The organism is Niastella sp. sgz303648, assembly GCF_059587045.1.
On record NZ_JCAPSW010000008.1, the window covers coordinates 109,901 to 124,838 of the forward strand.

The window sequence follows — 14,938 nt, forward strand, 5'->3', positions numbered from 1 at the left end:
TCCTGGGTTTTCTTAGCTAAACGTGTACCTAAAATTTTCTTTATATGTTGCGATTCCTGCTCGTTTCCATGTACGAGTTAAAACAGTTTCTGCAGATAGTGCTGTGGATAGCTATTCCCGGTACTGTCATTGCATTTCTGGTTACCACACTCTTTCATTACAAACGTAAGAAAAGAAATGCTGAGGGAGCCGAACCCGCCTATATGGAAGGTGGTGGCTTTCATACGGTGGTAGCCAATGAACCAAACAGCCAGGTTCCCGATTGGTTGGCCAGTGGCACCAATCCTGATAACCAGCCGCTGATAAAGAAATATGAGCAGGAAGTACGCAGGTACCGCGAAAATTATGCAACGCTTGAGCAGGATTTTCGTGAACTGGAAGGAAAATATTCTGATCTTCTTAACAAAGCATACAGCACCGAAAAGCAAAACGATGATGTTACCACCCGTTTACAGCAGGAAATAAGCGGGTATAAACTGAAAGTGGCGCAATTGCAGCAGGCTGTTGAAGCAGCCCAGGCCAACACCAGTATGGCCCAAAACGATAAATCGGTGCCCGAAGCATTAATTCAAAGTCAGCAACAGATACAACAACTGCAGGATACGATTCAGCAACTACAGGAAAAATTACGCGCACAACAGGATCAGAAAGAGAAAGGCTCCGCTGAAGTTACGCGGCTCGAAAACCTGTTGAAGAACATGGAACATTCGGCCCGTACAGCCCAAAGCGAATCGGAAGAACTGCAACGGTATTATGCAAAACAGGTTGATGAGCTGGGCCAGCAGTACAAGAATGAGAAAACCGATATGGGTTCGCAGGTGCAGCAATTACAAAAAACTATTCAGCAGTTAAAAGACGAAAATACTGCCCTTCAGCAAAAGATACAGGCGGGCGGAGAGCAAAGACATGGCAATTACGAACAACAGATAAAGGAATTACAACTGTTACTTACAAAAGCCGAAGAAGATAAAACCAGTTTAAAAGCAAAGATCACCGATCAGCAATATCTGCAGGATGTATTGCAGGAAAAGAAACTGCAGATTGAATTTTTGCAGAACCAGCTCGAGCAACGCATCAGAACCTTCAGGGAAATTGAAAAAGACGCTACCGATAAAAGCTCGCAGGTGCAACAAATGCAGGTGCAAAAAGAAAATTTTGAACGCGAAATGCATGCCCTGAGAGAAGAAATGCAACAACAACGCGAAGAGGTTAATGCATGGCAACTGGCCGTTGAGCGCAGCCGTGAAGAAGTTCGGCAGAACCAGGAAAACCTGCGTTCAAAATCAGGTCATATCGAAAACCTCGAACGCAATCTGCATGAAGTACAGCAGCAACAGGCTGTTTTGCAATTGGTGCTCGACGATAAACAAAATATGATCACCTCATTGCAGGAAAATCTGAATCGCGAACAGCAAAAAACAAAAGATCTCGAAAATAAGCTGGTTACCAATAATCAATTGTTGTCGAAGATATATGGCGATCTGTCGAAGTCGCTCAGCAATCCGCCGGCATCGGCGCAGCAAAATGGTACTAAATTGAATGGTGGCAATAATGGTTCAAACGGACATTCTGTAAACGGTAATGGATTCAATCTGGCGTCGCAAAATAAGTAATAAGTGATAAGTCATAAGTAAAATAACAACCTTATCGATCAAACTGTACCCGAAACTAACTGCTTTATAAAGTATTCCTGTGTCCGTTCTGCATGCTTCAAAGTGCTGCAGGATATTTGTGTTTAGATATCACTGGTTTCGTTATTCGGCATCGGGCTTTTCAGACGGTTTATTGCCTCTTATGCCAAAATAGGTGCCCAAAGCACTAATGCCCAAAACAGCAAACTCGTTAAATTCTGCTATCATATTAATTCCAATCAGGTTAATTCCAAGAACATACCAGGCAATAGCGCATATTAAACCAATTAAGATTCCGCCAATTATTGGTTTCGCCGAAAACTTTTTTGCCTGAATGATAAGATAGTATTTAGTCAATCCGCCAAGCAAACCTCCAAGTATAGATGCCAGTAAGAACATCCAGGGAAATACATACGTAAATGTTAAGGAATTTGACTGGATATTATTTGAAGTTGCAGATAGTATAACGTTGCCAATTCCTTCTGACCGCAAATAAATAGTAGAGGGTTTGTTATAATTTATGTATAATGATTCTGGTTTTACAGTTCCTTTTGCTACACTAAAGTTGATTTTCACCGATTCAGACGAGTTTGAACCGATAAACCGAACGGAAACGGGAATATTTTGAACACCAAAACCCTGAAGTGTAGATCGGTTAGTAAAAATTTCGAGCATTGGTTTTACTTTAAGGTAGGCTGTATATCCTTCAGGGTTGGAGGCTGTAATAACTTTTATCTTTGCTGAATCGGTCACTTCATCGGCAACTATATCAACATTGGTTGAAGGTAAATTCAGGTGCGATATCTGCAACTGATCGGGATTAATTGACGCTAATTCATTCGATACTACTTCAATATTCACCGGTTCTTTAATGCTTGTATTATTGGTTACCGGTTCTCCCAACAGGAAAAAGCCCAGCCGGGCGTTGAATTTCTTCGAAGATTCATTATATCGTAATGGTTGTTGCAGTGAAAATACAATTCTGTAAACAAGGTCTTCGTTTTGCGTTCCCTTTGTTTCAACATGCAATTCAGGTACAATTTTTATATCGTCCTGTGCAATGGAAGAGATGGATCTGAATTTACGGTATGATTCGTTATCTATTCCTGAAATTTTCTTTTGGTAAGATATCACTGTTTTGCTACTTGCCGGCACCTGAACGTTATTTACAGTTGCACTATCCGTTTCTTTAACGCTTCCATCTTTAATAGTTTGAACTTTCACCATATTACCGGGCTTTACAAACTTTTGAAATACGATTGGACTTAATGTCCTTTTCGCCTGTGAGTACCCGGTGAACCAGGTGAACGTGTTGGCTGCAAACGATAATAAGAAAATCCCGATAAATTTATTCCGACTTCCAAAAAATGCAAATTGGTTTGATAAGAGGAGCATAAGGATGGTATTATTTCGAAATGGTTAATGGAAAAATCTGTGATATTAAATCAATAGGGGGGAATTTTATATCTCTGATGTCAGGTTCAAATCCCTGATCATTTAAGAAACAGATGTGGCTGACCTCTTTAAAATTATTTAATTGAAGTGGTTTTAACAACCGTAAAAAAACGGTATTTAATGCTATTGCGGGGTACTGCGAGGTATTGAAAAACAGATAAACAATGTAATTCCTGATTCGCGAATTGCGAACCGGAAACGCTTTTTGATTAACTAATTAAATTTCAAATGATTAACAACATGTGCTTAATGCCCTTTCGCAAACTGCTTTTCACCTGCTGCAATAACAATGTTTAAAGTATTTTCTTTGGGCGGTATTGGGCAGTTGTAGCCTGAGGTATAGGCGCAATACGGATTATAGGCTTTATTGAAATCTATCACCAGGCCGTTATTTACAACATCAGCTACTTTAAAATCAAGATACCTGCCTCCGGCGTATGAAGCTTCTCCGCTGCCTTCATCGATAAAAGGAATAAAAAAATCATCTTTGTTTTCTTCAGATGCCAGTAAAATGCTTAGCTGATAGGCGTATAGCTGATATTGTTTTCCTGCAATTGTAAACGTTATTTTGGCATACCGTTTTGCTTCTTTCGATTTGCCGCTCGATGTACGCATAGCGAAAAAAGGTTGATTGTAAAGCAGCTCAACGCGGGCATTTACCCGGTACCGGCTGTCGGGCGCATAAAAATGTACAAAGGCAGTATCGGTTTGAATGATTGATGACAGTTCTTTTTTATAGTTCTGCCGGAAGATATGCAGGCTGTCGGCATAATTTTTTTGGGCTGCAGCAGCCAGACTTACAGCGAGGCAAAGGATAAAGAGTATGGGTTTCATAGATGGTAAAATTAAGCCTTTTGGTCAATGGGCAATGGTGAATGGTCAATACGCCAGTCATTTTGAAGAATCGACATTTATTCACAATTCACCATAGACCATTCACCATTGACCACCAATTCACAGCTTGTCCCCATAAAACCAGCCCCTTCCGTTCGCCATTACAGTTTTCGTACCTTGCGGCCATGGAACAATTTCAGCAATTATTAAAGCATATAAAAGATACCGGCAATTATAAATCTGACCGTACGGGAACCGGAACTGTGAGTTGTTTTGGGTATCAGATGAGGTTCGACCTGCAAAAGGGATTTCCCCTCGTAACTACAAAAAAGTTACATCTTAAAAGTATTGTTTATGAATTGCTGTGGTTCCTGAAAGGCGAAACCAACATCAAATACCTGAAAGATCATGGTGTTAGCATTTGGGACGAATGGGCAAATGAACAGGGCGAATTAGGACCCGTGTATGGAAAACAATGGCGAAGCTGGGCCGGGGCCGATGGAACAACCATCGATCAGATCACCGATGTGATAAAACAGATCAAAACAAATCCCGATAGCCGCCGCCTTATTGTGAGTGCCTGGAATGTGGCCGATTTGCCTAAGATGGCGCTCATGCCCTGCCATGTTTTATTTCAGTTTTACGTTGTTCCTGGCGGGGAAGGAGGAAGGCCTCGTCTTTCGTGCCAGTTATATCAGCGATCGGCAGATGTATTTCTTGGAGTTCCTTTCAATATTGCCTCTTACGCTTTGCTCACCATGATGATCGCTCAGGTTTGCGATCTTGAGCCCGGCGAATTCATTCACACTTTCGGCGATGTGCACATTTACAGCAATCATATGGAACAGGTAAATCTGCAATTAAGCCGTACACCGTATCCGTTGCCAACCATGAAGCTAAATCCCTCGGTAAAAAATATTTTTGATTTTCAGTTCGAAGATTTCACGTTAGAAAATTATCAGCATCATCCGGCGATAAAAGCACCGGTAGCGGTGTAGAAATATCGAATATCGAACGATGAATGTTGAATGTAGAAATAAGGAATAAATAAAATTGGTGAAGTATTAAGAGGAATGCAGAATGAGAGAAATAATTAAATTTCTCTTAATATGGACACAAATAAGCAAAAATTTGATCTTGAAGACAGGTTGGTAGCATTTGCCTGTTTAATTCTGGAAATTTGTGATATGTTACCGGGTTCAAGGGCTGGTTGTAATCTTGAACACCAGTTATCAAAGAGTGGTACTGCTCCGGCTTTAATGTATGGAGAAGCGCAGGCAGCAGAATCAAGAGCCGATTTTATGCATAAGATGAAAATGGCTTTGAAAGAGCTTCGTGAAACAAGAATCAATTTGAGAATCATAAAAGAGAAACCTTTGGTAAAGCATCCGAAAGTTGATAGTGCTTTTGATGAAGTAAATCAATTAATAAAAATCTTTGTCAAAAGCATTGAAACTGCTAAAGCAAATAACCTTCTGAGGAAGTAAATTTCAACATTAATTATTTAACATTCGATATTCAATATTTTCAAATGATTCTAAGCCAGGTGGTAGCTGCAGCCAGTAATAATGCAATCGGAAAAAATAATCAGTTGCTTTGGACTTTGCCCAACGATATGAAATTTTTTAAAAATACCACCTGGGGTATGCCAGTGATTATGGGAAGAAAAACGTTTGAATCTCTCGGCAAACCGTTGGCAGGAAGAACCAATATCATTATCACCCGTCAACAGTATCAGGCAGCTGACGGAGTTTTTGTGGTGCACGATATCAAGGAAGCAATGGCTGCTGCAGCCGGAACCGATGCCAAAGAAGCATTTGTAATCGGCGGCGGAGAAATTTACCGTCAAACCCTTCCGTTAACACAACGCATTTACCTTACCCGCGTACATACTACGATAGAAGGCGATACTTATTTTCCTGAAATAAGCGAATCAGAATGGCAATTATTATCACAACTCGATTTTAATGCCGACGAAAAACATGCCTATGCGTATAGTTTTCAGGTGTGGCAGAGAAAGAATATCGAATATCGAATGTAGAATTTTGAATATTGAAATCTATTATTTGGTATTCAAGCGATTTTTACTTCGATATTCAACATTTATCATTCAATATTCAATATTTCCCAGTGTACTCCTCTTTTCACCTAACAAAAAAATATTGCACGTATTATCTCACGGCTTCCAATGGAAAGGGGCATGGCATTCATTCTCCGTTTGTATACGACTTTGTACGAAACGTCTTAAACGACAGGCGAAACTTTTATGCCTACAGTCTGGTAGAGGCTTTGCGAAAACAACTACTGCACGATAAATCGGTGATTGAAGTGGAGGATTTTGGTGCAGGATCAACAGTTAGTAAAACAAACCAGCGATCCATTGCTTCTATAGCTCGTTATGCCGCCAAATCAAAAAAATGGGCACAGTTGTTATTTCGCATCGTGAATTATTACCAGCCACAAAGTATTCTTGAGTTGGGTACTTCGCTTGGCATTAGTACTTCCTATATGGCTATGGCCAATCCTAATGCCCGCATTGTTACTGCCGAAGGCAGTGCTGCTATTGCCGCAAGGGCGCAAAAAAATTTCAGGGCATTACAATTGTCATCCATTCAGCAGGTAACCGGAAATTTCGATGAAACATTGCCTGGCATTATCGCAGCAGAGCCAAAGCTTGATCTGGCTTTTATCGACGGTAATCACCGCTATGAGCCTACCGTGCGTTATTTTAACCAGCTGTTGCCTTCACTGCACGCCAATTCAATGGTAATTTTCGACGATATACACTGGAGTGCCGATATGGAAAAGGCCTGGGATGAGGTAAAGGAACATAAATCGGTACGGTTATCGATCGATCTGTTTTTTATCGGACTGGTTTTTTTTAGCGATCAGTTTAAAGTAAAACAGCATTTTACCATCCGGTTTTAGGTTAAATGAATGTTAACCGTGGCGGTGGTGAACAGAATGGAAATCAGAAGCTGCGATCCTGCACCTCAGTGTCGCTGTGCACTCCGGCGTTTCAACGCTCAGCATCTCTGCGGTAAAATTGACACACAATAAAATCGCCGTTTGTACGTAGCACCTTTCATAACTTAAATTTTTCTTACCTTGAATCATCTAACTACTACCTGATTATGACGATTGGAGTTTTAAAAGAACCAACCGACGAAACCCGTGTATCATTTTTGCCCGAAGTTGTAACTGCCCTCACCAAAAAAGGGATTACTATTTTTGTTGAACAGGGCGCCGGTGAAAGAGCATTCAGTTCTGACCAGGATTATATCAATGCCGGTGCAGTCATTAAAAGCAGGGGCGAGGTTTTACAATCATCCGACATACTCGCATCTATTCAGCATTTTCCCGAAGCAGGTAGCCTGTCGTCAAAAATCATTATCGGCATTTATCAGCCTTTATATAATGTGCCATTGATGCAGCAATGGGCCAAACAGGGCGTTACTACCTTTAGTTTGGATATGCTGCCCCGCACTACCCGTGCGCAAAGCATGGATGTATTGAGCTCGCAGGCCAATATCGCCGGTTATAAGGCCGTATTGCTGGCAGCCAATACCTACAGCCGGTATTTCCCCATGTTTATGACAGCTGCCGGTAGCATTGCTCCGGCTAAATTGCTGATATTAGGTGCCGGCGTTGCAGGTTTGCAGGCGATTGCAACAGCACGCAGATTGGGCGCCGTGGTGGAAGTATTTGATACGCGTCCTGCTGTTAAGGAAGAAGTAATGAGTTTGGGTGCAAAGTTTGTTGAAGTCGAAGGTGCCGCCGATGCATCGAAGGCAGGCGGTTATGCGGTTGAGCAATCGGCCGATTATCAGCAACGCCAGCAGCAACGCATTGCCGAAAGCATTGCCAAAGCCGATATTGTAATTACAACCGCTCAGATCCCGGGTAAAAAAGCGCCGATATTAATTACTGAGCAAATGCTGCAGTCGATGCGCAAAGGATCGGTGATCATTGATATTGCGGCCGCAACGGGAGGCAATACGCCCTTTACAAAAAATAATGAAACCGTTCACTACAAGGGTGTAAATATTGTGGGCAATGGAAACCTGTCGGCCACCATGCCATCCGATGCCAGTAAACTGTATGGTAAAAACCTGTTGAACTTTTTACAACTGATCATTGATAAAGAAGGAAAGATCAACCTCAACTGGGAAGATGACCTGGTGAAAGGTTGTTGTATTACGTTTAACGGCACAGTAATGCATGAAAGAGTGAAATAATTTGAAAATTTGAAAATGTGCAAATTTGAAAATGTGAAAACGATGAACCCGGCTGCAGGAATACTATATGGCTTCAGTTGCGTCGCACACTTGTACTGCTGTACTCTTATTCAACTAATGAAACCTGTATTGTTACAATTAAATTGATTTATGGAAACTGTTTTAAACTGGATTGCCGAAAATCAGCAAATGATCTACATCGTTATACTCATGATTTTTGTGGGTATTGAGGTGATCGGCCGTGTTCCCAGCGTATTGCATACGCCGCTGATGAGTGGCGCCAATGCCATTCATGGCGTGGTGATCATCGGCGCCATTATTGTTATGGGCAAGGCAGAACACAGTAACTATGTTGCTTTAACACTCGGATTTCTGGCAGTGGTATTGGGAACGCTGAATGTGGTTGGCGGCTTTGTTGTGACCGATAGAATGTTGGAAATGTTTAAATCAAAAAAGAAGACTTCAAAATAGAGTAACCGTGCCACGGCTCAAGGCCGTGGCACGGTTTGTTTTCTTCGGAAAAAAATATTTATGCAGTTAAGTATACTCACCCTTTGCTATTTAATAGGTTCCGTTACATTTATCCTCGGCTTAAAAATGTTATCGAACCCTGCCACGGCACGAAATGGAAACCTCATTGCCGCCGCAGGAATGATCATCGCCATAATCGGAACCATTTTTTTGTATGAAGAAGATGGTAAAAAGCTGGGCAATTATCCCTGGATATTTGGTGGTTTGCTGATCGGCGGTGTTATTGGAACACTGGCCGCAAAAAAAGTGAAGATGACCGCCATGCCCGAAATGGTGAGCATGTTCAATGGTATGGGAGGCGCCTGCGCTGCATTGATCTCTATCGTGGAATTTGATCATATTTATCAATCGTACAAAGCTGATGGCAGCGCGCTGAGTGAACTTATTCAGCCCGGTCATTATTTAACCATCATCGCCGGCGCTATCATTGGTAGTGTGTCGTTTGCCGGTAGTATGATTGCCTGGGGCAAACTGAGCGGAAAAGTTAAAGATTTTTCCTTCCGTGGACAGCATATTGTGAACCTGCTGATGCTGCTGGTTGTATTGGCGGCAGCCGTGTTTACTTTTCAATATAACATCGGTTATTCTCATATCTTGTTTTATACCACCGTTGGTATGGCGTTGATTTATGGAGTACTGTTTGTAATGCCTATCGGTGGCGCCGATATGCCGGTGGTTATTTCGTTATTGAACTCATTTACCGGTGTGGCGGCAGCCTGCGGTGGCTTTTTATACAACAACAAAGTAATGTTAACAGGCGGTATTCTGGTTGGCGCTGCCGGTACATTGCTTACTATACTCATGTGTAAGGCCATGAACCGGTCGCTGAAAAATGTATTGATCGGGTCATTCGGAGGCGGTGCAACGGCAGCCGGCGTCAAAAAAGAACAGGGCGCTTACAAAGAAATTACATTGAGCGATACTGCCGTAGTTATGAGCTATGCCCATAAAGTGATGATTGTTCCGGGGTACGGACTGGCAGTAGCGCAGGCGCAACATGCCTGTCATGAACTCGAAAAATTACTCGAAAGCAAAGGTGTAACCGTAAAATATGCCATTCATCCCGTGGCCGGTCGTATGCCTGGGCATATGAATGTGCTGCTGGCCGAAGCCGATGTGAGCTACGATAAGCTGCTCGAAATGGAACAGGCTAATGATGAATTTTCAACTACCGATGTTGTGCTGATATTAGGAGCAAACGATGTGGTGAACCCCGCTGCCAAAACCGATCCCGCATCGCCCATATATGGTATGCCCATCCTCGATGTGGAGCTGGCTAAAAATGTAATCGTAAACAAACGCAGTATGAAGCCCGGTTATGCCGGTATCGAAAACGAGCTCTTCTTTCGACCCAAAACATCTATGCTGTTTGGCGATGCTAAAAAAGTATTGCAGGATTTGATTGGGGAAATTAAAAATCTTTAATTGTAAAACCGGCGCCGCAGTCGGGGTTTTGATAAATCCTGTTTGTATCATATCTTACTGGTATGAAGCCAAAGCCCTTTCTTGCTCCTGTATGGTTATTGTCGCTCGTTGGTTTATTTCAATGTATTTTAAATGTCATTGTTTTTAAAGTTCAATTAAAAGGGATTGTTTATACACCTGAATTAATATTTTTCCTGGTACTTTGGCCGTCCATTCTTTTCATTGAAGCGTTCGTGTACTGGCTCATCAGAAAAAGAATAACCGAACGAAGATGGGTGTGGACACATGTTGTTTTTTATTTTTTGCTTTTGTGGTGCTGAGGTTTCTGATTGCAGTAATTGTAGTTGTTGCTGGTTACAAAGAAAACGCTGTAGCAGTATTACGGTTAAGGAATAATTTAAATATTTATCTTTTTTGGGCATGCGTAATAATTGGTCACATTTTCTTTGTTGTTGCACTCGTAAAGAACCTCTCTGCCAAAAAAAATCCGCCCGATGATGAATTGTTTTTGGATATTCCGCATTAGTTTACAGTTTTATTCCCCTGATTGAATTGATTGCCCCCCATAATAAATAATGAATGACGAATAAAGAATATTGAATTTCGATATTCGATATTACTTAAAGGATAAAATACAGCACATGAGAAAATCCATTCTTTCACTATCGGTGATATTATCTGTTATTACCGGAGCAAAGGCCCAGAAGATCATGGGGTTTGCCGATTCCAGCGCTGCCCGGCAGCTTGGCTGGGAAAAACAATTCGATGCACAAATAAAAGCATCAAACATGGATGAATGGATGAAGTCGCTTACCGCGCATCCGCACCATGTAGGCTCACCGCACGACAAGGCCAATGCCGAATACATGGCCAACCTGTTTAAGCAATGGGGTTATCAAACCGAAATCGTTACCTATTACCCGTTATTCCCTACACCCAAAATAAGAGTGCTCGAACTGCTGGGCAGTAAGCCTTACAAAGCCAAACTCGAAGAGCCGGCTTTGAAAGAAGACAAAACTTCAGGCCAAAAAGCCGAACAATTGCCCACTTACAATGCTTATTCTGCCGATGGCGATGTTACGGCTGAACTGGTATTTGTAAACCGCGGTATTCCCGCCGATTATGAAGAGCTGGAACGCATGGGCATTAGCGTGAAAGGAAAAATTGTAATCGCCCGCTATGGTGGTTCATGGCGTGGTATTAAACCAAAAGTGGCAGCCGAACATGGTGCAATTGGCTGCCTTATATACTCCGACCCCCAGGATGATGGCTATGCACAGGGCGATGTATATCCCCAGGGCCCTTTTCGCCGCAGTGATGGCGTGCAGCGTGGATCAGTAATGGATATGCCGGTATATCCCGGCGACCCGCTTACACCGAACATCGGCGCCACCAAAGACGCGAAGCGGGTTGATAGAAAGGATGCCGTGACCATTATGAAAATACCGGTTCTGCCTGTTTCATACGAAGATGCATTGCCGTTATTGCAATCATTGGGCGGCCCAGTAGCCCCGCAAAGCTGGAGAGGTGCTTTGCCGATCACTTACCACGTTGGTCCGGGTAAAGAAAAAGTGCATTTGCAACTGGTGTTTAACTGGGACCTGAAACCTTTATATAATGTAATTGCCAAACTGCCCGGTTCGCAATATCCCGATGAATGGGTAATTCGTGGCAATCATCACGATGGATGGGTAAATGGCGCTGCCGATCCCATCAGCGGTATGGTGGCCGAACTGGAAGAAGCGCGTGCTATTGGCGAACTGGCCAAAAAAGGATTTCGTAACAAACGCACATTGGTGTATTGCGCCTGGGATGGTGAAGAGCCGGCTTTGTTAGGTTCTACCGAGTGGGTTGAAGATCATGCCGACGAATTAAAACAAAAAGCAGTAGCCTATATCAATTCAGATGGCAATAGTCGGGGTTTTATTGGCGCCGGCGGGTCGCATGCGCTGGAACCGTTTTTTAACGAAGTGATGAATGAAGTGATCGATCCGCAAACAGGTGTTACCATTAGTGAGCGCCGGTATGCGCAATCACTGGTTACGTCGCCCGAAGCTAATCGCAGTAAATTGATCGGCAATAAGAGCATCAAATTATCGGCGCTGGGATCGGGTTCAGACTATACACCTTTCTTACAGCATCTGGGCATCACCACGCTCGATCTGGGTTTTGGTGGTGAAGGAAGCGGCGGTGAATATCATTCTATTTTTGATTCATACGATTTGTTCACCCGTTTCAAAGACCCCGGTTTTCAATATGGTATGGCTTTATCAAAAACAGCAGGCAGGGCTACCATGCGACTGGCGAATGCCGATGTATTGCCGGTTGACTACAACAGTTTTTATAAAACCGTTGCCGATTACGCCGTCGAAATAAAAACGATGATCGAAAGCATGCGTACGCAAACAGAAATTCAAAATCGCATGATCAAAGAAAAAATGTTCGATCTGGCTAAGGATCCCCTAAAAACCTATCATGCACCAGCTGCCAGAGAGGAGGTGCCCTTTTTAAATTTCAGCGATCTGGAAAATGCATTGGTGCAATTAAAAAGCAGTGTTGAAGAATTTCAGAAACTATATGCGGGTGCAACCAAATTGCCTGCAGCCAAACAGCAGCAGCTGAATGCGATTTTATATAAATCAGAAAGAAAATTATTAAATGATAAAGGATTGCCGCGCCGCCCCTGGTACCAGCACCAGATTTATGCACCCGGATTTTATACCGGCTATGGTGTAAAAACATTGCCCGGCATTCGGGAGGGTATCGAAGAAAGGCACTGGCAGGAAGCGCAGGAAAATATTGAAAGTACAACACAGTCGTTGCAGGCTTACACACAACAGGTAAATGAAGCGATCGGTTTGCTAAAATAATCGAATAGATGGGTGCCCATTCGTTCATCACGCATGGGCACTCTTATTTTATAAAGTCAATGAACAACAATGGGGGCAATGCTTCAGGTAGCAGAAATTCCGTACGACACCGGTGAAATACAGTACAGATATATGAGATATTTATCACAGGATAAAACACAATGGATACGACATGGGCTGTTTTGCCGTTATCATAGAAACGGGAACCTGGCAAGCGAAGGTAATTATGAACATGGGGCCGAAGAGGGCCTGTGGATTGATTATCATGAAAATGGTGTAAAAGCGGCAGAAGGGCATTTTCGTAATGGCATCGAAACAGGTACCTGGAACTATTGGGGATCAGATGGTTCGGCCGAAGAACCGGAGATTTTTGAATAATTCCCCCAACTTGCATACACAAAAAAATGCTCTTATATTAGCGCAATTATCCGTTATACTATGATAGTAAAAACCACTTACTCAACACTGCTTATTGCAGTAGTTCTTCTTATTAGCTGCCAGATCACCAAAGGCCAGGGCGGTTCGATTCAGAAAGTCGACGACGCATCGAAGCCCAAACTGAACTTAACCTATGAGTATCAGTTTACTAATGCCGACTCCAGCGAAGGAGTTGAAAAAGCCTTCAAAGACGGCAAATTATATGTTGAAACTTTTTTTAAGAATAAGGGAGAATCACAATTTGTAAAACGATACAGTACCAAAACAGGTATTTTATTACAAACCGACTCTGTTGTTGATTTCAAAAAAATGGTAGGTAACAGTACCGTTTATTATCCCAACGGAAATATTAAGGAAATCACTCATCGCGATACGAGCGGGGATGTTGATATGTACAAAGGTTTTTTTGAAGGCGGCGGCACAAAAGTGGTGATTGCATACCGTGATGGAAAACGGAATGGTTTATATACGGAATACAATCCGAATGGTACCGTTAAGGAAACCGGCCGGTACCTGACTGATAAAAGAGAAGGGGAGTTTAAGTTTTATGATGTACGCGGTAATTTAATTACTAAAAGAAAATTCAAACAGGATAAAGTAATAAAATAAACAGCGTTACTGATAATGTAAACCCGCTCATATGAAAAACCTTCTTTTAGCACTGCTGTTTGCAGCAGGGCTGGTGCCTGCTAATGGCCAAACGCAGCTAAGTAACAAGTGGTATACTTTTTCGTTCGACCCCATTCTGGTTGTTGAATACAATTTCAGCAATAATATTTTTTCGAATAAGAAGTTAGACTATGCTTTGCACGATTTAACTTATGCCGATACCGCAACGGTTTTAAAGGTTATAAACAGGAACAACGCACTGTATTATATCTCGCAAAACAAGGATAATCCCGAAACAGTATCAGTTAATATATTTTATACGCTGCAACCTGGTGTATCGTTTGCCGAGCCCGATATGGCAGATGCAAATAGTCAATATGCTAACCTGAATGCAGCCCTGAAGTTTGTTGAAGGCGATACCATCAAAAGGCCGGGGTTAACTTATTTCTCGGCCAAAGAGCTTGACAGAATGAAATTGTTGCCGAATGTAAAAACCATCACAAAAGACAACTACAAAAAATATTTATTAACGGTAATTAAGTGCCGGGACCAGTTTGAACTGTATGCGCAGGCACACAAAAATGATTTCGGCGTAATGTTTCTGATGTCGTTTTTGAATAATCAAACAAGGGTTACGCTTGCACAACTGGGTTACAATCCATTAATACCCGATAATGAACTCGAAGACCTCGATAAAAAGTTTGCTGATGATGCCGAGCTGAAGAAATTGCGCAAACAGGCGTTTGAATTAGATTAAATACCTGTTTGTGGTTTGAGGTTTGTAGTTTGTGGTTCTTTCTGTGAATCTTCTTGTGTAATTTTAATCCTGTTAAACAGGTAAGGTGTTTGATCTTAATAATGAATTTCCAAAGCGCGGCAGCAACCACAAACCTCAAACTACAAACTA

Annotated in this window: 14 protein-coding genes; 12 read left to right on the plus strand and 2 right to left on the minus strand. The window is 42.2% G+C overall.

Annotated features, from left to right (window positions below):
• Positions 1-44 precede the first annotated feature (44 nt).
• Entirely contained in the window at positions 45-1,613 is a 1,569-nt protein-coding gene (locus tag AC59IL_RS23185) for a hypothetical protein (protein ID WP_496554583.1), read from the plus strand.
• A 141-nt stretch (positions 1,614-1,754) separates the two neighbouring features.
• On the opposite strand, the gene AC59IL_RS23190 is transcribed toward AC59IL_RS23185, so the two are convergent.
• Together AC59IL_RS23190 and AC59IL_RS23195 are read right to left on the minus strand one after the other, a co-directional pair.
• A complete protein-coding gene (locus AC59IL_RS23190; RefSeq protein WP_496554584.1) occupies positions 1,755-2,858 on the minus strand; it encodes a hypothetical protein in 1,104 nt (367 codons plus the stop codon).
• Between the two features lie 474 nt (positions 2,859-3,332).
• Entirely contained in the window at positions 3,333-3,920 is a 588-nt protein-coding gene (locus AC59IL_RS23195; RefSeq protein ID WP_496554585.1) for a DUF1684 domain-containing protein, read from the minus strand.
• A 185-nt stretch (positions 3,921-4,105) separates the two neighbouring features.
• Between AC59IL_RS23195 and AC59IL_RS23200 the strand changes: the two genes are divergently transcribed.
• From AC59IL_RS23200 to AC59IL_RS23250, 11 genes are all read left to right on the plus strand, one after another.
• Positions 4,106-4,918: a thymidylate synthase gene (locus tag AC59IL_RS23200; RefSeq protein ID WP_496554586.1), complete on the plus strand. Its 813-nt coding sequence runs from the start codon at positions 4,106-4,108 to the stop codon at positions 4,916-4,918.
• 111 nt (positions 4,919-5,029) lie between these two features.
• Positions 5,030-5,407: a four helix bundle protein gene (locus AC59IL_RS23205; RefSeq protein ID WP_496554587.1), complete on the plus strand. Its 378-nt coding sequence runs from the start codon at positions 5,030-5,032 to the stop codon at positions 5,405-5,407.
• Positions 5,408-5,451: 44 nt separating this feature from the next.
• Positions 5,452-5,961 (plus strand): dihydrofolate reductase, encoded by a 510-nt coding sequence (locus AC59IL_RS23210; protein ID WP_496554588.1) that lies wholly within the window; start codon positions 5,452-5,454, stop codon positions 5,959-5,961.
• An 11-nt stretch (positions 5,962-5,972) separates the two neighbouring features.
• A complete protein-coding gene (locus tag AC59IL_RS23215; protein ID WP_496554589.1) occupies positions 5,973-6,848 on the plus strand; it encodes an O-methyltransferase in 876 nt (291 codons plus the stop codon).
• Between the two features lie 206 nt (positions 6,849-7,054).
• Entirely contained in the window at positions 7,055-8,158 is a 1,104-nt protein-coding gene (locus tag AC59IL_RS23220) for a Re/Si-specific NAD(P)(+) transhydrogenase subunit alpha (protein ID WP_496554590.1), read from the plus strand.
• Positions 8,159-8,308: 150 nt separating this feature from the next.
• The gene (locus tag AC59IL_RS23225; RefSeq protein WP_496554591.1) at positions 8,309-8,629 is read left to right on the plus strand and encodes an NAD(P) transhydrogenase subunit alpha part 2; all 321 of its coding nucleotides are present in this window, start codon (positions 8,309-8,311) and stop codon (positions 8,627-8,629) included.
• A 60-nt stretch (positions 8,630-8,689) separates the two neighbouring features.
• A complete protein-coding gene (locus AC59IL_RS23230; protein ID WP_496554592.1) occupies positions 8,690-10,114 on the plus strand; it encodes an NAD(P)(+) transhydrogenase (Re/Si-specific) subunit beta in 1,425 nt (474 codons plus the stop codon).
• 641 nt (positions 10,115-10,755) lie between these two features.
• Positions 10,756-12,984 (plus strand): transferrin receptor-like dimerization domain-containing protein, encoded by a 2,229-nt coding sequence (locus AC59IL_RS23235; protein ID WP_496554593.1) that lies wholly within the window; start codon positions 10,756-10,758, stop codon positions 12,982-12,984.
• 69 nt (positions 12,985-13,053) lie between these two features.
• On the plus strand, positions 13,054-13,362 hold the full coding sequence (locus AC59IL_RS23240) for a toxin-antitoxin system YwqK family antitoxin (RefSeq protein ID WP_496554594.1): 309 nt from the start codon (positions 13,054-13,056) through the stop codon (positions 13,360-13,362).
• Between the two features lie 60 nt (positions 13,363-13,422).
• Positions 13,423-14,031 (plus strand): toxin-antitoxin system YwqK family antitoxin, encoded by a 609-nt coding sequence (locus AC59IL_RS23245; RefSeq protein WP_496554595.1) that lies wholly within the window; start codon positions 13,423-13,425, stop codon positions 14,029-14,031.
• Between the two features lie 31 nt (positions 14,032-14,062).
• Positions 14,063-14,788, plus strand: coding sequence for a hypothetical protein (locus AC59IL_RS23250; protein WP_496554596.1), 726 nt, complete (start codon positions 14,063-14,065; stop codon positions 14,786-14,788).
• The last annotated feature ends 150 nt before the right edge of the window (positions 14,789-14,938 follow it).

What these genes read in the sequence shown, in the direction of transcription:
- AC59IL_RS23190 (WP_496554584.1), bottom strand. Translation starts at nt 2,858, where the DNA reads ATGGTGAAAGTTCAAACTATTAAAGATGGAAGCGTTAAAGAAACGGAT.
- AC59IL_RS23240 (WP_496554594.1), top strand. Translation starts at nt 13,054, where the DNA reads ATGGGGGCAATGCTTCAGGTAGCAGAAATTCCGTACGACACCGGTGAA.
- AC59IL_RS23225 (WP_496554591.1), top strand. Translation starts at nt 8,309, where the DNA reads ATGGAAACTGTTTTAAACTGGATTGCCGAAAATCAGCAAATGATCTAC.
- AC59IL_RS23210 (WP_496554588.1), top strand. Translation starts at nt 5,452, where the DNA reads ATGATTCTAAGCCAGGTGGTAGCTGCAGCCAGTAATAATGCAATCGGA.
- AC59IL_RS23245 (WP_496554595.1), top strand. Translation starts at nt 13,423, where the DNA reads ATGATAGTAAAAACCACTTACTCAACACTGCTTATTGCAGTAGTTCTT.
- AC59IL_RS23220 (WP_496554590.1), top strand. Translation starts at nt 7,055, where the DNA reads ATGACGATTGGAGTTTTAAAAGAACCAACCGACGAAACCCGTGTATCA.
- AC59IL_RS23200 (WP_496554586.1), top strand. Translation starts at nt 4,106, where the DNA reads ATGGAACAATTTCAGCAATTATTAAAGCATATAAAAGATACCGGCAAT.
- AC59IL_RS23230 (WP_496554592.1), top strand. Translation starts at nt 8,690, where the DNA reads ATGCAGTTAAGTATACTCACCCTTTGCTATTTAATAGGTTCCGTTACA.
- AC59IL_RS23205 (WP_496554587.1), top strand. Translation starts at nt 5,030, where the DNA reads ATGGACACAAATAAGCAAAAATTTGATCTTGAAGACAGGTTGGTAGCA.
- AC59IL_RS23235 (WP_496554593.1), top strand. Translation starts at nt 10,756, where the DNA reads ATGAGAAAATCCATTCTTTCACTATCGGTGATATTATCTGTTATTACC.
- AC59IL_RS23250 (WP_496554596.1), top strand. Translation starts at nt 14,063, where the DNA reads ATGAAAAACCTTCTTTTAGCACTGCTGTTTGCAGCAGGGCTGGTGCCT.
- AC59IL_RS23195 (WP_496554585.1), bottom strand. Translation starts at nt 3,920, where the DNA reads ATGAAACCCATACTCTTTATCCTTTGCCTCGCTGTAAGTCTGGCTGCT.
- AC59IL_RS23185 (WP_496554583.1), top strand. Translation starts at nt 45, where the DNA reads ATGTTGCGATTCCTGCTCGTTTCCATGTACGAGTTAAAACAGTTTCTG.